Consider the following 22,621-nt stretch of genomic DNA (forward strand, 5'->3'; position numbering starts at 1 on the left):
AAGACTTTTTTTAAGCGTCGGGGTCTTCTTATCTTTACAAGTTCAGCAATTGAACTCGCAGGAATTAGCACCTTTTCAGCTTATAGCTGCTGGTTGCTGAGGTTTCATAGGGCCGCTCCCTCTACCTCTCTTGATAAGGGTCTATTCATTTATGGGTTCATTTACTAACTTCCGATCTATCTTCTTTACTAATTCCTGTTTATACGAGCGTTGTTTTTCTACATCATATAAAAAGGACCGATCTGTTAGCTTTGTTAATAAGTCTTTTCGATATTTTTCCGTATATTCCTTCTTAATGATGGATCTGCATTGGAATAAAAAATCTAAATACGTTTCATAGTCTTCACTGTATTTTTGCTGAAGCTCTTTTTTTATAGATTTTGATAGACTTGGACTAGCTCCAGAGGTGGAAACAGAGAGTATGAGTTTACCTCTTTTTACAACACTAGGAACAATAAAATTGCCAAGGTGCGGTTGATCCGCTATATTCACAAGCTGTTTAGAATTTGCCTGTTCTGCAATCCAAGAGTTAACCTCTTTGGAATTTGTCGCCGCAATGATTAGAAATGCTTTCTCCAAATCTTCACGTTTCACTTCTTCTTCAATCCAAGTCAGCTTTTTTTCTGCATGCCATTGCTGAATCTCGTTAACTACAGTTGGACTGATTACAGTAATTTTTGCTTCTTCATTCAATAAATCTTTAATTTTTCGATACGCGACTATTCCACCGCCTGCTACAACCACCGTTTTACCAGACAAGTTTACATGTATGGGATACATAGTATTCCTCGCTTTTTATGAAAATGCATAATTCTTTGTTTCAAGTGTTTCATTGATACGCGTGAGTAAAACATCTTTAAGAATAGGGTGGTAGCCGAGCGTCTCACAAAGAGTTACGTTTTGTGTGGTTCGTTTTTGATAACGAATTGTCGTTTGTTTCATCCCGTTTATTAATAGCCCTGAAAATAGAAGATAAGGCACAACGATGACTTGGTCAAATAACTCGCGACTATTCCATAGAGCCTCTTCAAAGCTCGGTTCTGAACCGGTTAGAAAACAAGCTTGTATACTAGGAATTCCGTAATGGTTTTGAACGTTAGACGCGATAGTCTCTAGGTCCCGCTTAACATCTTGATCGGTGCTGCCTCTGCCCACAAGCAGAATATGTGTATTTTCTCTCAAACTAACTGCGCTTTTGGTGATCTTCTCCCACAACAAATGCGAAATGGCTTTGTGTACACCGAATGGACGCCCGTAAATCACTTCAACTTCTGGATATTGATTCTGCAAGTGGTGAAGTTCTTTTGGAATATCTATTTTTATATGATTAGCACTTAGTAAGAACACAGGAATAACGGAGATACTCGTTGCTCCTTTTTGTATACACGTTTCAAAGCCTTGGGTGATAGAGGGTTCAGCAAGCTCTAAAAAACAAATCTCTTTAATGGGCACCTCAACTTGTGCCATACAAAGTCTCACAAATTCTTCCGCTTCCATACGTCCTTTGTTCAGTCTTGTACCGTGACAGATAAAGAGCAATGCCTTCATTTACAGAGCCTCTCTTACGGCAGCAAGCTTACTCGGTTCTTCATTCAGCTGTTCAAACCATTTCAGTTCACTGCGAAGACGAACGACTTCACCGACAATGATCATGCTCGGATTCTCAATTTGTTCTTTAACTACGATTTCCTCAATCGTATCCAGTGTACCGGTAACGGTTCGTTGACTCTCTAAAGATCCCCATTGAACTAGTGCAACTGGTGTTTCTTTGCTTTTTCCGTGTCTCGTCAACTGCTTACAAATATAACCTAGGTTGCCCACTCCCATATAGATCGCTAACGTATCAATACCGTTCGCTAGACTCTCCCATTTCAGCTCATCTTCTTCACCTTTTTTACGATGACCGGTAACAACCGCAAAGCTTGAAGCGATGTTTCGATGTGTTACGGGAATTCCCGCATAAGCTGGGGCTGCAATCCCTGATGTTATTCCAGGAATCACCTCAAACGGAATACGACTTTTTGCAAGCGTTTCTGCTTCTTCTCCGCCTCTTCCAAACACGAAGGGATCACCGCCTTTTAGCCGAGTTACTACTTTTCCTTTTTGAGCGTGTTTAACTAAGAAACTGTTGATTGTTTCTTGCTTCATGAAATGGTAGTTTGGCAGTTTACCGCAATAGATTAAGTCGGAGTCCGGTTTTGCATATGAGAGCAGTTCTTTGTTCACTAAACGATCATATAAAATAACATCCGCTTCCTGAATACAACGCAGACCTTTTACGGTTATCAGCCCTGGATCACCAGGGCCAGCTCCGACAAGATATACTTTTCCCATCATCATCACTCCTTAAGGATTTAATATCGTTTCACGTTCATACAGCACGAAGCCGTTGCCCGTACGAATTCTTTTCTTTTCATAAAGAGAGATCTCATCGACTTCAGGCTGTTTCAGAAAATACTTTTCAAGTTCCACGTCTACTAGCTGAAACGCCTGCTCATCTGTTGAAGCGGCTATTACAACAGGAATAACCTCTGATTTCGAAATCACTTCAAACCGGTATAAATACATAGCGAGACCTCCATTTTTATGAGACTTTTTCTTCTAATTCTTCTGCAATCCGGTCCAGTTCTTTTTGAAGCTGTTCGAGCCCAAGTCTGTTTACATAGTCAAAAAAGCTTTCTGCTGGAAGTTTTGTATCCTTAAATGTAGTAAGGAAGCAGAAAAGTACTTCGTCTAGTGAATCCGCATGGAACTTTCCTTTTAGCTTTTCGTTAAACTTTCCGCCATCATCAAGTGTGCCTCCTACATAAATCTCAAAGGCTTGAACCATCTTTTTCTCTTTCGTTTTTAACAACACGCCTTGAAGGCCAATATCTGCGATCTGACGCTGTCCACATGAGTTAGGGCAGCCTACCATATGAATTCTAACGGGAACATCTAGTGCGATTTTCTGATCGAGGTTTTCTGCGATCCTACGCATACGTTCTTTTGTTTCAACGAGTGCCAAGTTACAATACTCGATCCCGGTACAAGAAACAGAATGACCAATGAAAGATAGAGGCTGCGTGGTGATGCGTTTGAAAATTTCTTCTTGTAAAAGCAACTCGACGTTTTCGTGTTTCACATTAGGAATAATTAAGTTTTGAGAATTTACCGTTCGAATCTCGCCGTTTCCGTGTTTCTTTGCAATTTCAGCAAGCTCTAAAACTTCATCAGCATGAAGTCGGCCAACAGGTACGTTAAAACCGATATAACTTAATCCCTCTTGCTTTTGAGGGTGAACACCATAAAAATATCCGCCGTTCCATGTTTTAAGAGCATCTTTTCCTTTAGAGTGAAGCTGTCCGGTATATTTTAGAAGCTTTTCTTTAAATTTCTCCGGCCCCCAATCCGCCATCAAGAACTTAAGGCGTGCAAGGTGACGCTTTTCCCGATATCCGTAATCACGGAAAATAGTAGTGATCGCGATTGACACCTCTTTTACCTGATGCGGTTCAATAAACACATCAAGGGGCTGTGCTAAGAAAGGACGAGAAGAAAGACCTCCGCCGATCTTTATGTGAAATCCTGGTATCTCTTTATCTTCAATCTCTTTATAAGCCGGCGTAAATGCCACACAGTTGATTTCAGCATGTGCACTATTGTTCACATTGGAGCTAATGGACATTTTGTATTTCCTTGGCAGGTTAGAGAAATCTTCATTGTGCTGAAAGAACTCATATACTTCTTTTACTATCTCAGTGGTATCAAAGAGTTCATGTGGATCGATACCTGCGATCGGGTTCCCCATTATGTTTCGCGTAATGTCCCCACACGCACCCGCGCTCGACAACCCAACTGCTTCTAACCGATTAAAGATATCTGGGATCTGTTCAATGGTCAGCCAGTGAAATTGAATGGCCTGACGTGTCGTGATATCGAATACGTCTCTTCCATAATCTTTGCAAATATGAGCTAATGCTTTTACTTGTTCATAAGTTAAAATGCCTGATGGAACATTAACCCTCATCATAAAATAGCCGTCTTCTTTAGGACGCTGCAGATATAAGCCAGCCCACTTGAAACTATCCCATTCTTCTTTCGGAATAGAAGAAAAGCCGTTTTCTGCGTAATGAGGAATATCTTCAAATATTTTCAATCCATCTTTTACGAGCTTTTTTTGTTCTGTTTTGTTGATCTTCGGATTATCTGCCCACGCTTTTTCATATGCCATCGTTTTTGATCTCCTTTATCGTTAGTTAAATCAACTTCCTGTTTTTCAAATAGTTTAAAATGACCTCAACACTCTCGGTAACGCTTTGTTCGTTCGTATGAATGGTAAGAGCAGATGATACCGGTTCTTCGTAAGGTGAATCAATTCCAGTAAAATCTGGAATCTCACCTTTTCGCGCTTTGTCGTACAATCCCTTTGGATCTCTTTTCTCACATTCTTCGATTGGACATGATACAAAGATTTCAATAAACTCTTCTTCTGAAACAATTGCCTTTGCCTTCTCTCGATCTTGTATAAATGGGGAGATAAACGCTGTCAGCACAACCGTTCCATTATCAACAAACAGCTTAGAAACTTCTGAGATTCTGCGAATGTTTTCCGTTCTATCTTCATCTGAAAACGATAGGTCACGGTTTAATCCATTTCGGATGTTGTCTCCATCCAGTACATAATTCCGTATGTTTCGATCGTAAAGTTCTTTTGCAAGTGCATTTGCAATGGTTGATTTTCCAGAACCAGAGAGACCGGTAAACCAAAGAACAAAACTAGAATGGTTATTTTGCTTTTGTCTGTCTTCTTTTTTAATTGAGCTATCGTGCCAGGTTAAGTTGTGCGGTTTGCTCATTTGAATCTCCTTTTCGCTCTTTTTCTTCATGTCTTTTTAGCCCTTTTATTAAGACTTCTACTACTTCTTTACGGCTAAAAGTGCTAGGCGGCAAATCACCATTACGAAGCAGTTCTCGTACCTTTGTGCCAGATAGAATCACATGATCTTCAGTTGTGTGAGGACACGTTTTAGAAGAGGCCATTGCTTCACATTTTTTACAGAAAAAGCTATGTTCAAAGAAAAGTGTCGTTATGCCGATTTCATCTGCTATAAACTGTGAAAAAATTTCTTGTGCTTCATATGTTCCGTAATAATTACCAACGCCTGCATGATCACGGCCAACAATAAAATGTGTACAGCCATAATTTTTTCTAACGAGAGCGTGAAAAATTGCTTCGCGTGGACCTGCATAGCGCATTGCAGCTGGAAAAACAGCAAGGAAGACACGGTCACTTGGATAATAGTTTTGTAAAAGAACATGATAGCTTTCCATTCGAACATCAGCTGGTATATCATCTGATTTCGTTTCACCCACGAGCGGGTTTAAGAAGAGGCCATCCACCGTTTCAAGCGCTGTTTTTTGAATATATTCATGTGCACGGTGAACTGGATTTCTCGTTTGAAAGCCTACAACTGTTTTCCATCCCAAATCACGAAACGTCTTTCTCGTTTCACTAGGATCGAGATGATAGGCTTTGAATTCCTTTTTCAGAGGACGTTTAACGAGGGTGATGTCTCCGCCTACATACACAGAAGGACGATCCAGCAATTTCTTTACACCAGGATGATCGTTATCAGTCGTTTTGTAGACTTTCTCTGCTTCTATTTGCTTAATAGGCGTATAAATATCGCTAACCTTCAGGATGCCGTATGTAACTCCTTCGTACGTTAACCGAACATCATCGTGTCTCTGTAGTGCATTTGCTGTTACAGGATCAACAGGTAACGTGATCGGAAGGCTCCAAACCGTTCCATCACTTAGCCGGATGTCATGAACAACTGATTGATAGTCTTCTTGATTTAAGAATCCTGTTAACGGGCTATATGCTCCTATAGCGATTAATTCAAGGTCACTAAGTGCTGTCGCATCGAGAGTGATTTCTTTTTGTATATGGTGATAAGGTGTCTCTGGCTGATAACGGTTGATTAATTTTCCTCCATGGGGCTGTATTGTACTCATTATGTTTCTCTCCTCCTGAAATTCTCTTTATTGACTATCATTTTGATGAAGGCCGCATTCTAGTTTTCCTAAACCAGACCAACGTCCAGAACGAAGGTCATCTGCGTTTAGTGCAGCCTGTGTACATGGCTCGCAACCTATACTTGGAAAACCATTGTCGTGAAGTTTGTTATACGGCACATCATGTTTGTGGGCATAACGCCAAATGTCTTTCCAAGTCCAATGAATAAGCGGACAAATCTTAATGCTTTTAAATCGCCCGTCCCGATTAACAAATTGCGTGTTTTGGCGGGTAGGTGACTGTTCACGGCGTAGTCCTGAAAGCCATGCTGTTACGCCGTTCAGTTCTTCTTCTAAAGGAATCACTTTTCTAATATTGCAGCATTGATTTGGATTTGATTTCCAAAGCTCTTCACCATGCTTACTCGCCTGTTCTTCAAGAGATAAAACCGGTGTTTTCAACTTGATGCGAAGAGATGGATATCTTTTCTTCGCTGCTTCAATAACTTCATACGTTTCTAGAAAATGCAGATGCGTATCAAGGAAAACAATTTGAGCATCAGGCTTTACTTGATGAACAAGATCAACCAAGACGCTTCCTTCAATTCCGAAGCTGCAGGCGTAAACCAGATCATCTTCATACGTTTCATAAGCCCACTTCAAAGCATGCAGTGCACCTTTTGTGGGATTATCACTATTAAAATCATGGGTTTTCTCGTCCCATGTTTCGTACGTTAGCAATTTGTTACCTCCTTCTTGCCATTAAAAAAGCGGCTTTAACGTTTTTAGGACATTGCCCATTCGTTAAAACCGCCTCTAGTTTTCTAGTCAGCGAGCTATTTAATTCTTACCTTCTCGTTTTTTTCCAGCTGAATTACTTTTCCGTCTTGTACGATTAATGTGATTGATCCAAATTTGATACTGCTCAGCATTTGTTGAAGCTGAGGAAGAAAATCGTTTGCACTCTTTTCGTTCGCCACTCCACTGCCTCCCTTTACAACATTCATTATCTTTTAAAGTATCTTTCCTAAAAATTGTTGTTTTCTAAGTGTTACTTATTTCTTCTTTGTCTTTTGATTGGAGTGGAAGATGCGAGACTCCTGTGGGACAGGCGGGCAGGTGAGACACTTATACGGAAACGTACAAATGTGGCTCACCGCCTGCCCCACGGAAAGCGAGTATCTGCAACGGAAATCAACTCTTTCAAAAGCAACAACGAATATGAAAACAACAATAAAAAAAACCTTCCCATTTCGGAAAGATAGTGGAGGTAAGCATATTACCTTATCTTCCAAAATGTAAAAACATTCTGCTGGAGTTAGCACCTTACAATCGCAGGTTGCCGGGTTTCATCGGGCCAGTTCCCTTCACCACTCTGGATAAGAGTTTAAATTTTATAAAATCATAACATATCTGAAATGGATATCAAGACCTATTTTTTAATTTTTCTATTTTTTCAAAAAAATTAAACAAACAGTTGACTTTTTATCTTTTAGGAACATATAGTATTAACTAAAATTTAATCCGTATCGCTGATCGGTAAACCGAAGGCTCTTAACATCACTTGTTAAGGGCCTTTTTATTTTGAGGAGGAAGAAAATGAAAAAGTTAATCGTATTGGCTCTAATTGGTCTTGTTGCACAGTTGATTGATGGTTCTCTAGGTATGGCTTATGGCGTTACATCTACATCATTGCTCTTAGTAGCGGGAATTGCTCCTGCAGCTGCATCTGCTTCCGTACATCTTGCTGAAGTCGTAACCACTGCGGCATCGGGCGCTTCTCATATTAAGTTCGGAAACGTTGACCGGCAAGTGGTTCTTCGTTTAATCCTCCCCGGCTCTATAGGAGCTTTTGTAGGTGCTTGTTTTTTAAGCAACCTGCCTGGAGATGTTATAAAGCCATATATCTCTATCTTCTTAATTATCCTTGGGATTTATATCTTATATCGTTTTCTGTTTAAGCTTGGAGAGAAGAAAGCAACAGCGAGTGGTAAACCCTTTACAAAGAAACAACTTATTCCACTTGGATTATTAGCAGGATTTTTAGATGCTACAGGTGGTGGAGGCTGGGGCCCAGTCACTACACCGGTTCTAATGGCAAAACAAGATCTGAAAACCAGAAAAGTAATCGGTTCTGTAGATACGAGCGAATTCGCAGTAGCTGTATCTGCATCAATCGGTTTCTTCATCGCACTCGGCTGGGAACAAGTTGAGTGGCTGTGGGTCGGAGCTTTAATGCTAGGAGGAGTGATTGCGGCTCCCGTTGCCGCTTGGCTTGTACGCCTAATTCCCTCTCACATACTAGGGGTTTTGGTGGGAGGTCTGATCATTATTACCAATACAAGAACTCTTCTTCATACTCTTGGTGTATCCCATAATATGTTGTTCTCGATCTACTTTGTACTTGCTGCATTTTGGGCGATTGGAGTTATTTATGCGGTCAAAGTCAATCCTGAAAATAAAAATCCGAAATTTTTAAAAAATTCTGTTGACTATTGATAGGGACGTATGTATTATAAATCTTAATTCAATATTCAAATCTTCTTATCCAGAGAGGCTGAGGGACTGACCCTATGAAGCCCGGCAACCAGCGGAAACGCATGGTGCTAATTTCAGCAGAACAATCATTGTTCTGAAAGATGAGACTTCGATCGGGTGAAATCATCGGGACCTCTTCTTTTGGAAGAGGTCTTTTTTTCTGGGATAAGTTGAAACTGAATGTGATTGGATATAAAAATATTAACGTTGAGGAGAGATTTGAAAATGACTGATCAAAATTCAAAAAGACAGTACGGGTTTGAAACAATTTCATTACACGAAGGTCAAAAAGTAGATCCTACAACAGGAGCTCGCGCTGTTCCGATCTACCAGACCACTTCTTATCAGTTCAATTCAACAGAGCACGCAGCAAACTTATTTGCCCTAAAAGAGTTCGGTAACATATATACGCGTTTGATGAATCCAACGCAAGATGCATTTGAACAGACCATCGCGAAGCTTGAAGGCGGTGTTGGTGCACTTGCTCTTGCTTCCGGTCAGGCTGCCATTACAAATGCAATATTTAACATCGCTGGCTCTGGTGATGAAATCGTAGCGTCTACCTCTCTGTATGGTGGAACGTATAACCTGTTCTCTGTAACTCTCCCCAAGCTCGGCATCCATACACAATTCGCTGAGATTGATAATCTTCAATCGTTTAAAGATGCCATTACAGAAAAAACAAAAGCCGTTTACATCGAGACAATCGGCAATCCGAAAATCGATGTTGCAGATATTCAAGCGATCGCTGATATCGCACATGAAGCAGGAGTTCCGCTCATTGTCGATAATACGTTGGCTACTCCTTACCTTTGTCGTCCGATCGAACATGGAGCTGATATCGTTGTGCATTCTGCAACGAAGTTTATTGGTGGACATGGTACATCAGTCGGTGGTGTAATCATCGATTCTGGAAAATTTGATTGGAGCAATGGGAAATTCCCAGGCTTGACCGAGCCTGATCCAAGCTACAAAGGAATTGTATACACAGATGCGTTTGGTCCACTTGCATATATTTTAAAAGCACGTGTGCAGCTGCTTCGAGACTTAGGATCTTCTATTGCACCGTTCAACTCATTTTTATTTATTCAAGGGTTAGAAACACTTGCCCTTCGTATTGAACGACATGTGGAAAATACAGTTAAAGTAGCGAAGTTCCTAGAGAATCACCCTTCTGTTGATTGGGTGAATTACGCAGGACTTCCAAGCAGCCCTTATTATGGGCTTGCTCAAAAATACTTGCCTAAAGGAGCAGGCGCTATTTTAACGTTTGGGGTAAAAGGTGGTATTGAGGAAGGCAAGAAGTTAATCGAAAATGTAAGCATCTTCTCTCACCTTGCAAACGTTGGAGATTCAAAATCATTGATTATCCATCCAGCTAGCACTACTCATCAACAACTATCTGAAGAAGAACAAAGAAAATCAGGCGTGAGTCCAGAATTAATCCGCCTTTCAATCGGAATCGAAACAGTAGATGATTTAATCTACGACTTAGATCACGCATTAAAAGCGATCTCACTTTCCCCAAGTGGATTGTAAAATACAACAGTTAAGCTGTTCAAAGAAAGCCTTTGAACAGCTTTTTTGTTGCCAAAACTTCTTTTGTAAAAGCAAATTTTTAACCATGATTGCGTTCTATAACTCAAATATGTTCATCCCCGATTTGACAGCTACGCCTGTAATAAATCAGTTTCCCCTTACAAATACTAATAGTAATAAATTTTAGAATGAGGGCTCCTTATGTCTACCATTGTAAAAGTAATTATCACTATGTTCTTATGTCATATTCTTTTTTTCGGACCTAAAGTGTATGCAGGCGTTGTAAATCGTTTCGAAGTTGAGAAATATGGTGATGTGATCTGGGAAGTCCCTTCAAATAAGAAACAAGTAGCGATTACATTTGACGATGGACCAGATCCAGTGTACACCTCCCAAATTCTAGATATACTTAAAAAAGAAGGAGTTCACGCTACATTTTTTCTGATCGGTAAGCGGATTAAGAAGTACCCCGAGATTGTTAAAAGAGAACTAAGGGAAGGACATGAAATCGGAAACCATACGTATAATCATCCTAGTTTTCATACTATCTCAAGGCATAAAGTTGTGGTTGAAACAAGAAAGACCGAGCACCTTCTAGATCCTGCTCATCACTCAGATTATATAAAGTTATTTCGTCCTCCAGGCGGAACGGTTACAGAGAACAGTTTAAAAATCTTAAAGAAAGAAGGATACAAGGTTATCCTTTGGTCTTGGCATCAAGATCCTCGTGATTGGACTAATCCAGGATCTGAAAGAATCGCAAGACATATATTAACAAATTTAAAAAACGGAGACATTATTCTATTACATGATTCTGGTGGTAATCGCAGTCAAACGGTTGCTGCATTAAAAATCATCCTTCCTAAGCTCAAACAAATGGGTTTTGAAATTGTTACGGTTGATGAATTATTAAAAATGCACCCACGATATAATGAGTTCCATGAATCTGAAATAAAAAAAGAAGAAGTACCTTTAACAATTGAATAAAATAAATAGAAAAGAACAATCTCTTCAACAAGATTGTTCTTTTCTATTTATTCAGATAAGCAGGGATAAATTTTAGTCTCTCATCATCAAATTCACTTCCAAATTTATACCTCCCCTATCTCTTACCTTATTCATTTCTAAACTAATCCATTATAGTTAATTGTTTTTCTACCTTTAAATAAAAGCGCTTGCATTTTAAAATCACTGTACTATAATACTTGTATACAAGTATACTCGTTCTACAAAAAGGAGGTTTTTATGTTGAACGATTCTAAGGATTTTCTTTATCCTGAAAAGTGGCTTTCCAAAGCTTCAACCGGAGAACGTGTCGCATGTGAACTAAGAATGAGGATTATCTCGGGACTCATTGAAAGCGGTACCATGCTTTCTGAAAATAAATTAGCAACTGAATATAATGTAAGCCGCTCTCCTATACGAGAAGCACTTAAAGTTCTATCAAATGAAAACTTAATTCGTTTAGAACGCATGGGTGCAGTTGTGGTCGGCTTAACGGAAAAAGAAATAGAAGAAATTTATGATGTTCGACTTCTTATTGAGACGTTTGTTTTTGAACGACTTGTTAAAAACGACACAGATCACGTTGTTAGAGAACTAACAAAAATTTTAGAAATGATGCAGATTGCAATTAAGTACAAAGATGCTGACGAGTTCGCTCTTCAGGATGTCTTATTTCATGAAACAATTATTCGTTCTATCGATCATTCGTATATCACGATGATCTGGAACAACACAAAACCTGTCATGGAAAGCTTCATCTTATTATCCATGCGTATGCATTTTAATGAAAAATACGATGACCTTTCTCGAATCATGAGAAACCATGAACTTTATATTGATGCAATCTCATCAAAAAATAGAAAAATTATGATTCAATCACTTCATCAAAACTTTGATGATGTTCAAGGAAAAGTAGATGATTTATGGATGTCACAACAAATGCTATCGAAAGCACGGGAGCAAGAAAAGGAGTAATTAAATGAAGGATATCGACGGTACGCAACATAGAAGAAGCTATATGGTAGGAGTCGACATCGGAACTACAAGTACAAAAGCAGTATTGTTTAATGAAAACGGTGAAATTCTCTCACAGGAAAACATCGGGTACCCGCTTCACACACCTGATATTTCTACAGCGGTACAAGATCCAGAAGAAATTTTCCGAACGGTTTTGCAAACCCTTACAAATGTTATCAAACGCTCTTCTATTCCATCCAGCGCTATCTCGTTCATATCTTTTAGCAGTGCCATGCATAGCGTGATTGCAATGGATGATTACGATCAACCATTAACACCTTGCATCACTTGGGCAGATAACCGCAGTGAAGCTTGGGCACGAAAAATAAAAGCACAACGTAATGGACATGAGATCTATAAACGAACTGGAACTCCTATCCATCCGATGAGTCCATTAAGCAAAATCGCTTGGATCGTAAATGATCAGCCTGAGATTGCAGCTAGAGCCAAAAAGTATATAGGGATTAAAGAGTTCATATTCCACCGCTTATTTAATGAATATGTTGTGGATCATTCTTTAGCATCAGCGATGGGAATGATGAATTTAAAAAATTTGGATTGGGATGATGAAGCTATACGTGTTGCAGGTATTAATCGTAATCAATTATCTACCCTAGTTCCTACAACAACGATCTTTAATCACTGTCAAATGGATATAGCGAAACAGATAGGGATCGATTCGAATACACCATTTATTATTGGAGCAAGCGATGGCGTTTTATCAAACCTTGGTGTTGATGCGATTGGCAAAGGCGAAATTGCTGTAACCATTGGTACGAGCGGAGCTATTCGTACAATTATAGATAAGCCACAAACAGATGAGAAAGGCAGAATTTTTTGCTACGCACTAACAGAGAATCACTGGGTCATCGGTGGGCCAGTAAACAACGGCGGTGTTGTCCTGCGCTGGATTCGGGATGAATTTGCAGCATCAGAATTAGAAACAGCAAAGCGACTAGGAATAGACCCTTATGAAATTCTGACAAAGATAGCAGAACGTGTGAGACCTGGTGCTGATGGTTTGTTGTTTCACCCATATCTTGCCGGAGAACGAGCACCACTGTGGAATTCAGACGTGCGAGGATCCTTCTTCGGTCTAACGTTGTCTCATAAAAAAGAACACATGATTAGAGCTGCACTTGAAGGTGTCATCTATAACTTATATACCGTGTATCTAGCATTGATTGAATGTATGGATGAACCTGTAAGCAGAATTCAAGCGACTGGAGGCTTCGCACGGTCTGAAATTTGGCGTCAGATGATGTCGGATATATTTGATACAGAAGTGGCTGTACCAGAAGTTTATGAGAGTTCCTGTTTAGGAGCTTGTATTCTCGGTTTGTATGCAACTGGAAAAATAGAATCATTTGAAGCAGCTTCTAAAATGATCGGGAGTACTTACACACACTCGCCTAATGAGGAAGCCGTAAAGGAATATAGAGAATTATTGCCTATTTTTATTAGTTTATCTAGAAAACTAGAAGAAGATTATTCACGTATTGCCGCTTACCAAAGAAGCTTAAGCAATAGAAAAAACTAACATCAGGGGGTTTTATCATGCCATTATTCATTGTAGCTTGTGGAATTTTAGCATTACTGTTATTAATCATGTATTTCAAATTAAACACATTCATTTCTTTGATCATCGTTTCATTTGGTGTCGCATTAGTACTTGGAATGCCACTAGGAGAAATCGTTAAATCCATTGAAGCAGGTTTAGGCGGAACGCTCGGTCATTTGGCGTTAATTTTCGGTCTAGGTGCCATGCTAGGTAAACTAATCGCTGATGCTGGCGGTGCACAGCGAATTGCTATTACACTTATAGAAAAATTTGGTGAAAAGAAAATTCAATGGGCAATTGTTGTTGCTTCGTTCATCATTGGTATCGCTTTATTCTTTGAAGTAGGTCTTGTTTTATTAATTCCAATCGTGTTTGCCATTTCAAAACAATTACGCGTTTCCATTCTTTATCTAGGAATTCCAATGGTAGCAGCTCTTTCAGTAACACACGGATTCTTACCTCCTCACCCGGGTCCAACGGTAATTGCAGGAGAATTTGGAGCTAATATTGGTGAAGTACTGCTTTATGGTTTTATCATTGCGATTCCTACTGTTATTCTAGCTGGACCCGTATTCACGAAGATTGCTAAAAAGATTGTTCCTGACTCATTCAACAAAACAGGAAATATTGCTTCGTTAGGTGAACAAAAAGTATTTAAATTAGAAGATACTCCTTCATTTGGTATCTCAGTATTTACAGCCATGCTTCCTGTTATCTTAATGTCTATCGCTACTGTGATCACACTTGTTCAAAACACGATGGGTATTGCAGACTCAAAGACATTTGAAGTCATCCGCTTTGTTGGTGACGCTTCAACTTCCATGTTGATCTCTTTACTTGTAGCCGTTTATACGATGGGATTAGCTAGAAACATACCGATTAAAACAGTTATGGATTCATGTACGACAGCTATCACACATATCGGAATGATGCTTTTAATCATCGGTGGAGGCGGAGCCTTCAAACAAGTATTGATCAACGGTGGCGTTGGTGATTATGTAGCTGAATTGTTTAAAGATACAACATTCTCTCCAATCTTACTAGCATGGATTATCGCAGCCATCCTTCGAATCTCGTTAGGATCTGCAACGGTTGCTGCATTAACAACAGCGGGTCTAGTCATTCCGTTATTAGGTCAAACAGATGTTAACCTTGCATTAGTCGTCCTTGCAACAGGAGCGGGTAGTTTAATAGCATCACACGTAAATGATGCAGGTTTCTGGATGTTCAAAGAATATTTTGGCTTGAGTATGAAAGAAACGTTTGCAACATGGACTTTATTAGAAACCATTATCTCTGTTGCCGGATTAGGTTTTATTCTACTGTTAAGTCTATTTGTATAAAAGGCAAAAAACCCTATCGACGCAGTTTCGATAGGGTTTTTGTATTTCATATATACGTTTATTAACGTTAGACTATCTGTATATTGAATTCTTCTAAAAGATCTTTAAAGGCTGGTCGTTCATTACCATCCCTTCCTTTAACATGCGAAGCTGTTACAAGCGAGTTTAAGACGGCTTCTTCTACAGCTTCTCCAACAGCACGAAATGCTAGATCCATATCTTCTTCATGTATCGTTGGGATGCTAGTCATATGATTTGGTTTAATATGAGGGATCTTTGTAGCTGTTGAAAAGCCAATCACCACTTCCCCGCTTCCGTGTGTAATAATTGAACCCGTTCTCGACAAACCTACTACAGATCTCTTAATTATTCGGTTCATCTGTCTTTCTGAAACAGGAAGATCTGTTGCAACAATAATCATGACAGATCCTTTGTCCTTTTCCTCCCACGATTTTAATAAAGCTTTCTTTAATTCTTGTCCAATAGCTCTACCGTTTATCTAAAGGTCGCTGAGTATGCCGAAGTTTGATAAAACAAGTACTCCTATCGTATACGCTTTCTGGTCAATGGAAAAACACCTTGAAGACGTTCCAATTCCACCTTTTAAGGAATAACAAAGCATTCCCGTTCCAGCTCCAACACTGCCTTCTTTAACTTTCTTTCCGGCATTTTCTAAAGCTTCAATTACATGATGTTTCTCTATAAATTGTGCTCTTACATCATTCAAAAACATATCATTGCATTCACCAACGATTGGATTTACCGTTCCTGTTGTTCTGCCAATCTCAGGGTTCTTGTCTAACATATATTGAATTAAAGCATCTGCGGCTGAACCGATACTTAACGTATTCGTTAGTATAATAGGAGTTTCTAACACTCCAAGTTCTTTCATCTGAATCGTTCCCAACGTTTTTCCGAACCCATTGATCACATGACTCGAAGCAATAAGTTTCTCCATAAATGTATTGCCCTCATGAGGAATGATGGCAGTAACTCCAGTTTGTTTATCTCCATCACTTAGCGTCACATGTCCTACTGAAACACCCTCTACATCTGTAATCGAGTTATTTGCTCCTGTCTTAAGCTTCCCGATTGTCACACCAAAATCTCGAATCCTCTTCTGCTGCATGTAAGTTGCACCCCTCTATGTATTAGCTGAAATCTCGTTTCAGGAGATAGTCTTCATAAGCTGAAATCTTTTTACGCAAGATTTCATCAATTTCCATTAATACTTGAATCTGATTCTGAACATGATCTTGATGATTTTTTAATAAGCTCAGCCTCTTTAAAGTGGTTTTCTCACCTTGTAAGAATAATGAAGCATACTCCTGAATTTGAACAAGCGGCATTTTCGTTTCTTTAAGTTTTATAACAAAACGCAGCCATTGAATATGAGACTCTGAATAACGACGATCACCCTGATCTGTTCGTTCTGGTGTAATGATCTTTTCTTTTTCATAAAATCGAAGTGTATGTGTAGTAATGTTAAGGAGTTTAGCAACTTCTCCAATGGTATACATGTTTTATCACCTCAACTGGTATCTAGTTCCTTGACTTAGAGTTTACTCTAATCAGTATAATAAAACACAAGAACAATTACCAAATGAATAAATTTAAGGAGTGAAATTTAATGAAATACACGGTTATTACAGGAGCAAGCTCTGGAATTGGATACGAAACTGCCCTTGCATTCGCAGCAAGAGGCAAAAATTTAATTATTGCAGCTCGGCGAACAGAGGAATTAGAGCAACTGAAATCAAACGTTCTATCTATGTATCCAGAACTGGATGTTGTTGTTCGTACAGTTGATCTATCCGTTACATCCAATGCGCATGATTTTTACCAAAGTCTAAAGAATTATGAGATTGAAACTTGGATCAACAATGCAGGGTTTGGAAACTTTGCTTCAGTCGGTGAGCAAAATTTAGATAAAATTGAAACAATGCTTCATTTAAATATAGAAGCATTAACCGTTCTTTCTTCTCTTTATGTAAAAGATTACGCTGACGTGGAAGGAACTCAAATTATCAACATTTCTTCTGGCGGTGGCTACACAATTGTTGCGGATGCTGTAACGTATTGCGCATCCAAATTTTATGTAAGTGCCTTTACAGAAGGACTTGCACAAGAATTAAAGAGTAAAGGACAAGCCATGCAAGCAAAAGTGTTGGCTCCAGCTGCGACCGAGACAGAATTTGCGAAGCGTTCCATGGATCTTGAAGAATTTCAGTATGAGGGTACAGTTCCTAAATTCCATACAAGTAAAGAGATGGCTGAGTTTTTACTCCAATTATATGATAGTGAAAAAGTTGTGGGTATCGTTGATGGTGAGACCTATGAATACCATTTAAAAGACCCGATTTATCCTTATGTAGAAAGAAGTAGAAAATAAGATTATTACTCAATTATTATATAGCCAAAACAAACAGTCCCCTTGTATGAATGTGGGACTGTTTGGTCGTTTGTAAAATTATAATACTTGTGAACGTTGATTTCTTAAGATTACTGTTCACCATTCGTCAGTTTAAGAACTTTTAATCCTGTTCCCATATCAGAAGCGTAGACATAGTTACCTGCTACATCAACACCCCAGATGTTTGATTTTTCAGGAATGTATTTACCGATTTCTACAGGATTGCTAGGATCTGTAATATCAACTGAACGGACCCCTCCGCCATAATGTGAAAGGTACAGTGTATTGCCATGTACTTTCGGATCGTGAACAGTGTTTGCAAACGTGACTCCATATTGAACATCATCAACAAGTTCTGTTTTAAATTCACTTAGTAGCTTAGGATTTCTCTTGTCCTTTATATCAAAAATACGTGTATAACCGTATGATTGTTCATAGCCTGGTTTTGTAGGGTTATACACTTCACGTGTTTCAATCAACACATTTCCGCCTTTAGCAAGAGCCGCAGAGTGAGCAGATCCTTGCTGTGCTGCACTAAATGTAGTTCTTCCCAAATATGTTGGGTTCTCCGGATTCTTCAAATCTAATACGATTGTACCTAGGTCCCAGAAGGACAGATAAGCTGTTTTACCGTTTACATCAGCCATCGTACTGTGGTTAAATACAGCGCGTTGCTTTCCATTTGAATCTGTCCAGTTATATCCGTCAAAGTCCTCTGGTACTTCTGGTAATTCACGAGGATCGAATTGATAGATCGTTTGTGGTAAAGCTGGGTTACTCACATCAACAATTTGGAAGTCCTTTTGCTCTCCATGTGTATAATAATCAGCGTATGGATTTGCAGTCAAAACATACGGTTTGCCACCCTGCTCGGTCAAATACAGTTCATGTGTTCCAGTAACACGCTTATCAAGCTCCCAGAATCCAAGCTTTTTTGGCTGATAAGGATTCGTTACATCATATAAAAGAAATCCTCCAACAGATCCTTCTGCTTTACGATTAAGCTGCTGAACGGAAACAACAGCTAAGTCTCCTTGAAAGTGTTTTGTGCTAACACGTTTCACGATTACTTTTTCTTGCCAAGTGCCGGGGATATCATCAGCAAACAATGCTACTTCTTTAGGATTTGATGGATCTTTAACATCCCAAACACGAACTCCGCCTTCACCACCGCTCTTCGTGTGTGTCCCAGTGTACGCAAAACCTTTATGTACATAAACGTCAGCTGTGTTATTTTGTTTGCCATTTTTTTCTTTGATTTGTACAGCTGCTACCTCTTTCCAGTTAAAACTTTGAGACCCTTCAATCGTTGATTCAATGGCTTCATAACCAGGCCCTGTTCCCTTTTCAATAATATCAGATCCTAATTCATCATGAGCTAAAACAAATGAACCAATACTCCCAATACTTAAGGCTGTTGCAAGGCTAAGACTTAAAACAAATTTTCTGTTCATATGTACCTCCCAATGATTTTAGTTCGCTAACGAATTAAATTATTTCAAAATTCAGCAAATTAACCTAGAGTCAAAGGAAGGATTTAACAATTTTTATTTTCTAGTATTTGTAAGTAATAAGTTGCATGTCAACGTTTCTGGGGATGCTTAAAGAACTAGATTCTTTAAAAAATAATAGTCGCTAGGTATATTGCAATACACCAAATAATGATAGCTGATCCTTTATTAATCAGATTTAATATGGTTCCCCCAGAGTCTATTCTTCCAATGGTCCTTCCCGTTAATGCCAATCCTATAAACCAGAGCCATGACACCGCGACACAAGTTAGTGTGAACACTACCCTTTCAGATCCTGAATAGGCGAGTGAACTCGTACCTATCACACCAAAGGTATCTAAAATAGCGTGCGGATTTAAAAGGGATACGGTTGCGGCGAAAATGACTTGTTGTTTCAGCTGCATACTAGATTGAGAGGTTTCCGGATTAGTTTTGCTAGACCAAATCGACCACCCCATATACAATAAAAAGAGAATACCGACAATCATTAACAACAATTTCAGCGTACTAAAAGCAGTAATAATAGCCGATATCCCTGCTACAGCTAAAACGATTAACAAAGTGTCACAAACCCCAGCAGTTACAACAGCAGGAAGAGTTCTCCAGAACGATGGTTGTTGAGCACCCTGGTTAAAAATGAAAACATTTTGTACACCTAATGGCAAGATCAGACCGAAAGCTAAAAGAATGCCATGAATGAAAACATGAGCCAAATGAGGATCAACTCCTTTTGAAGTGGAGGTAGCTAGATGTATACGAGTGAAATACGAAAGAAAAATCATGACCGTAAAAATATAAATACCACATTAAGCCATTCATTGTACTTAGAAATTAAGGCTTTAGCAAAAAAACTGGATAAGCCAGCAAATGAACTTATCGAAGAAGGCATGGTTCACGTGTTGAATCAGTACAAGAAAACCAAATCGTGAAGTTTAAAACGCACAAGATAAAATCTGTGCGTTTTTTATATATGTAGAAACGATAATTCCAGAAAACCACAAATCTTTATGACCTATTACGAATACGGTCTTAAATTCAATATATTTGGATAAAAAGAATAATAAATGATAAATAATGCTGGTTATTGGAAGTGATGTCTTTGAACACTTATATAGATGTTGTGATACGTACCATTGTTGCTTTTATCGCCTTATACGTTGCAGCCCGAATACTAGGCAAACATACTGTTTCTAGAATGACTATCTTTGACTTTATCGCAGTTGTAACACTTGGTTCTGTTACAGCAAACCTATCATTTGCGCTTGAAATCAAAGCGCGGTACATTTTTCTCGGATTGGTTGTTTTTGTTGTCTTGATCTATCTTTCTGCTTATCTTTCATTAAAAAGCAAAAGAGCTAGAAAATTTGTAGCTGGTGATCCAACTGTCGTAATAGAAAATGGCAAGATACTCGAACATAACATGAAGAAAATGCGCTACACACTCGATTATTTGAATCAACAGCTTAGGCAAAAGGATATTTTCTCTGTTGACGAAGTGGATTATGCGCTAGTTGAAAATAACGGAATGTTATCTGTGAAGAAGAAAGAACAGCACCTTACCGTTACGCGTAAAGACTTAAGTATGTACAAGCCTGAAGTAAAACTGCCGATTGAGTTGATTATGGATGGCGATATCTTACAGAACAATTTAAAAGAAAACAACATCTCCCGTGAGTGGCTGCAAACCGAACTCATCAAGCGGAATCTCTCAGCGGAAAAAGTTGTTTATGCCTTATTAACGAGCAGCAATAAACTTTATATAGATACACATGATGATCAGCTTAAGTCCCCTTTGGATGTGGAATAAGAGCAAAAAAACCTTGTAGGATCTACAAGGTTTCAAGACCTTTTTGACATATCAATTATTCTGATTGGGTTTCCTGAATCGTCACTAAAAATTGCATATCGACCTGGAGGGATATCACATGGTTCTTTGACAAAAGAAAGCGCTCGATTATTTTCTTTGAAGTATTTATCAACACTATCAACTAAAAAAACGCTACCTGGACCAAATTCATGTTCCCCATTATCATCTTCGAGCAAGATTTGAGTATCCGCATTTGTCTTCAAAGCTACTGTATGATCTCCTTCTCTCCACGCTTCTTCCATTCCTAAAACATCACGGTAAAAAATCACAGCTTTTTTAATGTCTTTTACTGGTTGAGAATGAAAAACTAACTTCATGTGACAACGCTCCTTATTTCCATTTTTTAGAACATAAATGATTTATGTAAATCGTAAATCATTTACGTTAATGTGTCAACATGATATACTCTAATCATGAAATCAAATATTCCAATTCCAGGTTCAATTAGAGAAAAAATATTAAACCAAGCGATAAAAGAGTTTGGCATGCACGGCTATGAAGGAGTAAATGTTCAACAACTTGCTAAATCAATAGGCGTAACAACTGGAGCTCTATATCATCATTTTGGTAATAAGATCGAACTGTATAAAGTTGTTCGCGAAGAGATTGAAAGAAGAATTACGAGCAGAATGGAAGGTGCTGCAGAAGTTCATGACGATTCATTGACTTCACTAAAATCGGCGATGTTGGTCGGTTTTAATGCTGCTGTAAAACTTAATGCGTGTAAACTACTAAGTGAGCCCGATTATAGCTCTAATAGAGACCTAGTAGCCATCCTGTTCAATGAAATATTAGGAGATAATTTAGTAGAAGGAGTTGAAGTTATTCTTTCTTCCGTCTGGCGGGCATCCTTAAAAAATATAACTCAAGGTATGTCACCCGAAGATGCGAAAAAAGCGTTAAATTGGTTTAGCGAGAAGATGATATAGATATCTCAATGTACTTTTTAACCAACATTTTGAAGAGGAAAAAGTGACCACTTTATATTCAAACAAATACCCATGTTTTAAAAGGTTTCCATAGAAATGTTTTCTGATTTGCTTTCTAACTTCTTGAACGTATTCCAATTTCGAATTTTATTTCGCACACCTAACTTAGAAAACTGAACCGCTAGTTTTGAATGTCATATACTTTGCCTTAAGTATAAATTAAAAATCTAGAAGTAAAAAAAAGAGACTTATGACTAAAGTCTCTTTTAATTAGTTTACATAATATTATTATGGTGTCCTACTTCCAGTTTTCGATTATAAACTTGTCTCTGCCAGACGTTTCACGCTCTTCTTTGTAAGCTTTAGGATTCTTTTTGTAAAAATCCTGATGATACTCTTCTGCTTCATAAAACTCACTTGCTGGCAGAATCTCTGTTACGATCGGCTTATTGAACCGGCCGCTTTCTTCTAAAGCCTTTCGAGATTTCTCTGCTAGTTCTTTTTGTTCCACGGTATGATAAAAGATTGCTGTTCTATATTGACTTCCACGGTCGATAAACTGACCTTCATCATCTGTTGGATCAATTTGTGGCCAATATAGATCTAACAATTTTTGATAAGGAAAAACCTTCGGATCAAATGTGATTTGAACCGCTTCACGATGCCCTGTCTCACCCTTTTTTATTTGTTCGTATGATGGGTTTTCAAGTTGTCCACCAGTGTAACCAGATACGATACTATGAATGCCGGGTAATTCATCGAATGGTTTAACCATACACCAGAAGCAACCCCCTGCGAATGTTGCTAATTCTTTATTACTCAAACTCATTCCTCCTTAAAACAAAAACTCATTGCTTAAAAAGATTTTAACGTGATAGACGGAAAAAGAACAGTGATT

General features: G+C 38.6%; 23 protein-coding genes, 2 pseudogenes and 3 riboswitches. Of the genes and pseudogenes, 10 read left to right on the forward strand and 15 right to left on the reverse strand.

The genetic code is table 11. The features are described from left to right. Positions 1–25: 25 nt before the first annotated feature. A riboswitch (SAM riboswitch) is annotated at positions 26–140 on the reverse strand. A gap of 1 nt (position 141) precedes the next feature. From I5J82_RS07200 to I5J82_RS20300, 9 genes are all read right to left on the reverse strand, one after another. Beyond that, the gene (locus I5J82_RS07200) at positions 142–780 is read right to left on the reverse strand and encodes an NAD(P)-binding protein (protein WP_198767265.1); all 639 of its coding nucleotides are present in this window, start codon (positions 778–780) and stop codon (positions 142–144) included. A gap of 15 nt (positions 781–795) precedes the next feature. Continuing rightward, the gene (locus I5J82_RS07205) at positions 796–1,548 is read right to left on the reverse strand and encodes a sirohydrochlorin chelatase (RefSeq protein WP_198767266.1); all 753 of its coding nucleotides are present in this window, start codon (positions 1,546–1,548) and stop codon (positions 796–798) included. Next, positions 1,549–2,334 carry a uroporphyrinogen-III C-methyltransferase gene (gene cobA, locus I5J82_RS07210; protein WP_198767267.1) on the reverse strand — a complete coding sequence of 262 codons (786 nt, stop codon included), beginning with the start codon at positions 2,332–2,334 and terminating at the stop codon, positions 1,549–1,551. It lies immediately after the preceding gene. Positions 2,335–2,346: 12 nt separating this feature from the next. Continuing rightward, positions 2,347–2,568: a DUF3906 family protein gene (locus I5J82_RS07215; RefSeq protein ID WP_198767268.1), complete on the reverse strand. Its 222-nt coding sequence runs from the start codon at positions 2,566–2,568 to the stop codon at positions 2,347–2,349. Between the two features lie 16 nt (positions 2,569–2,584). Beyond that, on the reverse strand, positions 2,585–4,213 hold the full coding sequence (locus I5J82_RS07220; protein ID WP_198767269.1) for a nitrite/sulfite reductase: 1,629 nt from the start codon (positions 4,211–4,213) through the stop codon (positions 2,585–2,587). 25 nt (positions 4,214–4,238) lie between these two features. Then, positions 4,239–4,838, reverse strand: coding sequence for an adenylyl-sulfate kinase (gene cysC / locus I5J82_RS07225; protein ID WP_198767270.1), 600 nt, complete (start codon positions 4,836–4,838; stop codon positions 4,239–4,241). After that, a complete protein-coding gene (sat, locus tag I5J82_RS07230) occupies positions 4,804–6,000 on the reverse strand; it encodes a sulfate adenylyltransferase (protein WP_198767271.1) in 1,197 nt (398 codons plus the stop codon). The genes cysC and sat overlap by 35 nt, the downstream gene beginning before the upstream one ends. A gap of 27 nt (positions 6,001–6,027) precedes the next feature. Further along, entirely contained in the window at positions 6,028–6,741 is a 714-nt protein-coding gene (locus tag I5J82_RS07235; RefSeq protein ID WP_198767272.1) for a phosphoadenylyl-sulfate reductase, read from the reverse strand. A 95-nt stretch (positions 6,742–6,836) separates the two neighbouring features. Then, positions 6,837–6,980 (reverse strand): YezD family protein, encoded by a 144-nt coding sequence (locus I5J82_RS20300; RefSeq protein WP_332873638.1) that lies wholly within the window; start codon positions 6,978–6,980, stop codon positions 6,837–6,839. 301 nt (positions 6,981–7,281) lie between these two features. Continuing rightward, a riboswitch (SAM riboswitch) is annotated at positions 7,282–7,386 on the reverse strand. A gap of 213 nt (positions 7,387–7,599) precedes the next feature. Between I5J82_RS20300 and I5J82_RS07245 the strand changes: the two are divergent. From I5J82_RS07245 to I5J82_RS07270, 6 genes and pseudogenes are all read left to right on the forward strand, one after another. Then, positions 7,600–8,365 (forward strand): annotated as a pseudogene (locus I5J82_RS07245) (sulfite exporter TauE/SafE family protein); the annotation flags it as partial. Between the two features lie 176 nt (positions 8,366–8,541). Next, positions 8,542–8,646: riboswitch (SAM riboswitch) on the forward strand. Between the two features lie 117 nt (positions 8,647–8,763). Next, complete coding sequence (locus I5J82_RS07250) at positions 8,764–10,077, forward strand: homocysteine synthase (RefSeq protein WP_198767275.1); 1,314 nt, start codon at positions 8,764–8,766, stop codon at positions 10,075–10,077. 201 nt (positions 10,078–10,278) lie between these two features. Next, entirely contained in the window at positions 10,279–11,064 is a 786-nt protein-coding gene (locus tag I5J82_RS07255; RefSeq protein WP_198767276.1) for a polysaccharide deacetylase family protein, read from the forward strand. A 258-nt stretch (positions 11,065–11,322) separates the two neighbouring features. Continuing rightward, complete coding sequence (locus I5J82_RS07260) at positions 11,323–12,057, forward strand: GntR family transcriptional regulator (protein WP_408610388.1); 735 nt, start codon at positions 11,323–11,325, stop codon at positions 12,055–12,057. Positions 12,058–12,100: 43 nt separating this feature from the next. Continuing rightward, complete coding sequence (gene gntK, locus I5J82_RS07265) at positions 12,101–13,639, forward strand: gluconokinase (RefSeq protein WP_198768944.1); 1,539 nt, start codon at positions 12,101–12,103, stop codon at positions 13,637–13,639. A gap of 17 nt (positions 13,640–13,656) precedes the next feature. Further along, a complete protein-coding gene (locus I5J82_RS07270) occupies positions 13,657–15,003 on the forward strand; it encodes a GntP family permease (protein ID WP_198767278.1) in 1,347 nt (448 codons plus the stop codon). 67 nt (positions 15,004–15,070) lie between these two features. Here the strand turns inward: I5J82_RS07270 and I5J82_RS07275 are convergent. Together I5J82_RS07275 and I5J82_RS07280 are read right to left on the reverse strand one after the other, a co-directional pair. Continuing rightward, a pseudogene (locus I5J82_RS07275) lies at positions 15,071–16,132 on the reverse strand (DmpA family aminopeptidase). A gap of 22 nt (positions 16,133–16,154) precedes the next feature. After that, positions 16,155–16,523, reverse strand: a complete 369-nt coding sequence (locus I5J82_RS07280) for a MerR family transcriptional regulator (protein WP_198767279.1) — start codon at positions 16,521–16,523, stop codon at positions 16,155–16,157. A gap of 110 nt (positions 16,524–16,633) precedes the next feature. Between I5J82_RS07280 and I5J82_RS07285 the strand changes: the two genes are divergently transcribed. Further along, positions 16,634–17,395, forward strand: a complete 762-nt coding sequence (locus I5J82_RS07285; protein ID WP_198767280.1) for an SDR family NAD(P)-dependent oxidoreductase — start codon at positions 16,634–16,636, stop codon at positions 17,393–17,395. A 110-nt stretch (positions 17,396–17,505) separates the two neighbouring features. On the opposite strand, the gene I5J82_RS07290 is transcribed toward I5J82_RS07285, so the two are convergent. Together I5J82_RS07290 and I5J82_RS07295 are read right to left on the reverse strand one after the other, a co-directional pair. Continuing rightward, complete coding sequence (locus I5J82_RS07290; protein ID WP_198767281.1) at positions 17,506–18,870, reverse strand: LVIVD repeat-containing protein; 1,365 nt, start codon at positions 18,868–18,870, stop codon at positions 17,506–17,508. Positions 18,871–19,034: 164 nt separating this feature from the next. Then, on the reverse strand, positions 19,035–19,640 hold the full coding sequence (locus tag I5J82_RS07295) for a LysE/ArgO family amino acid transporter (RefSeq protein WP_233096425.1): 606 nt from the start codon (positions 19,638–19,640) through the stop codon (positions 19,035–19,037). A 36-nt stretch (positions 19,641–19,676) separates the two neighbouring features. On the opposite strand from I5J82_RS07295, the gene I5J82_RS07300 reads away from it, so the two are divergent. Next, positions 19,677–19,856 (forward strand): hypothetical protein, encoded by a 180-nt coding sequence (locus tag I5J82_RS07300; protein WP_198767283.1) that lies wholly within the window; start codon positions 19,677–19,679, stop codon positions 19,854–19,856. A 164-nt stretch (positions 19,857–20,020) separates the two neighbouring features. Further along, positions 20,021–20,734, forward strand: a complete 714-nt coding sequence (locus I5J82_RS07305; RefSeq protein WP_198767284.1) for a DUF421 domain-containing protein — start codon at positions 20,021–20,023, stop codon at positions 20,732–20,734. Positions 20,735–20,766: 32 nt separating this feature from the next. On the opposite strand, the gene I5J82_RS07310 is transcribed toward I5J82_RS07305, so the two are convergent. Further along, positions 20,767–21,111, reverse strand: coding sequence for a VOC family protein (locus tag I5J82_RS07310; protein WP_198767285.1), 345 nt, complete (start codon positions 21,109–21,111; stop codon positions 20,767–20,769). A gap of 96 nt (positions 21,112–21,207) precedes the next feature. Between I5J82_RS07310 and I5J82_RS07315 the strand changes: the two genes are divergently transcribed. Then, entirely contained in the window at positions 21,208–21,723 is a 516-nt protein-coding gene (locus tag I5J82_RS07315; RefSeq protein ID WP_198767286.1) for a TetR/AcrR family transcriptional regulator, read from the forward strand. Between the two features lie 298 nt (positions 21,724–22,021). Here I5J82_RS07315 and msrA read toward each other — a convergent pair whose 3' ends face one another. Next, positions 22,022–22,552, reverse strand: a complete 531-nt coding sequence (gene msrA / locus I5J82_RS07320; RefSeq protein WP_198767287.1) for a peptide-methionine (S)-S-oxide reductase MsrA — start codon at positions 22,550–22,552, stop codon at positions 22,022–22,024. Between the last annotated feature and the right edge of the window lie 69 nt (positions 22,553–22,621).

Origin of the sequence: Fictibacillus halophilus, assembly GCF_016401385.1 — a bacterium.
Lineage (GTDB): Bacteria > Bacillota > Bacilli > Bacillales > Fictibacillaceae > Fictibacillus > Fictibacillus halophilus.

Bases quoted from the DNA above. Each gene is read 5' to 3' on its own strand.
- I5J82_RS07200 (WP_198767265.1), bottom strand. From the start codon at position 780: ATGTATCCCATACATGTAAACTTGTCTGGTAAAACGGTGGTTGTAGCA.
- I5J82_RS07205 (WP_198767266.1), bottom strand. From the start codon at position 1,548: ATGAAGGCATTGCTCTTTATCTGTCACGGTACAAGACTGAACAAAGGA.
- cobA (WP_198767267.1), bottom strand. From the start codon at position 2,334: ATGGGAAAAGTATATCTTGTCGGAGCTGGCCCTGGTGATCCAGGGCTG.
- I5J82_RS07215 (WP_198767268.1), bottom strand. From the start codon at position 2,568: ATGTATTTATACCGGTTTGAAGTGATTTCGAAATCAGAGGTTATTCCT.
- I5J82_RS07220 (WP_198767269.1), bottom strand. From the start codon at position 4,213: ATGGCATATGAAAAAGCGTGGGCAGATAATCCGAAGATCAACAAAACA.
- cysC (WP_198767270.1), bottom strand. From the start codon at position 4,838: ATGAGCAAACCGCACAACTTAACCTGGCACGATAGCTCAATTAAAAAA.
- sat (WP_198767271.1), bottom strand. From the start codon at position 6,000: ATGAGTACAATACAGCCCCATGGAGGAAAATTAATCAACCGTTATCAG.
- I5J82_RS07250 (WP_198767275.1), top strand. From the start codon at position 8,764: ATGACTGATCAAAATTCAAAAAGACAGTACGGGTTTGAAACAATTTCA.
- I5J82_RS07255 (WP_198767276.1), top strand. From the start codon at position 10,279: ATGTCTACCATTGTAAAAGTAATTATCACTATGTTCTTATGTCATATT.
- I5J82_RS07260 (WP_408610388.1), top strand. From the start codon at position 11,323: ATGTTGAACGATTCTAAGGATTTTCTTTATCCTGAAAAGTGGCTTTCC.
- gntK (WP_198768944.1), top strand. From the start codon at position 12,101: ATGGTAGGAGTCGACATCGGAACTACAAGTACAAAAGCAGTATTGTTT.
- I5J82_RS07270 (WP_198767278.1), top strand. From the start codon at position 13,657: ATGCCATTATTCATTGTAGCTTGTGGAATTTTAGCATTACTGTTATTA.
- I5J82_RS07280 (WP_198767279.1), bottom strand. From the start codon at position 16,523: ATGTATACCATTGGAGAAGTTGCTAAACTCCTTAACATTACTACACAT.
- I5J82_RS07285 (WP_198767280.1), top strand. From the start codon at position 16,634: ATGAAATACACGGTTATTACAGGAGCAAGCTCTGGAATTGGATACGAA.
- I5J82_RS07290 (WP_198767281.1), bottom strand. From the start codon at position 18,870: ATGAACAGAAAATTTGTTTTAAGTCTTAGCCTTGCAACAGCCTTAAGT.
- I5J82_RS07300 (WP_198767283.1), top strand. From the start codon at position 19,677: ATGTATACGAGTGAAATACGAAAGAAAAATCATGACCGTAAAAATATA.
- I5J82_RS07305 (WP_198767284.1), top strand. From the start codon at position 20,021: ATGTCTTTGAACACTTATATAGATGTTGTGATACGTACCATTGTTGCT.
- I5J82_RS07310 (WP_198767285.1), bottom strand. From the start codon at position 21,111: ATGAAGTTAGTTTTTCATTCTCAACCAGTAAAAGACATTAAAAAAGCT.
- I5J82_RS07315 (WP_198767286.1), top strand. From the start codon at position 21,208: ATGAAATCAAATATTCCAATTCCAGGTTCAATTAGAGAAAAAATATTA.
- msrA (WP_198767287.1), bottom strand. From the start codon at position 22,552: ATGAGTTTGAGTAATAAAGAATTAGCAACATTCGCAGGGGGTTGCTTC.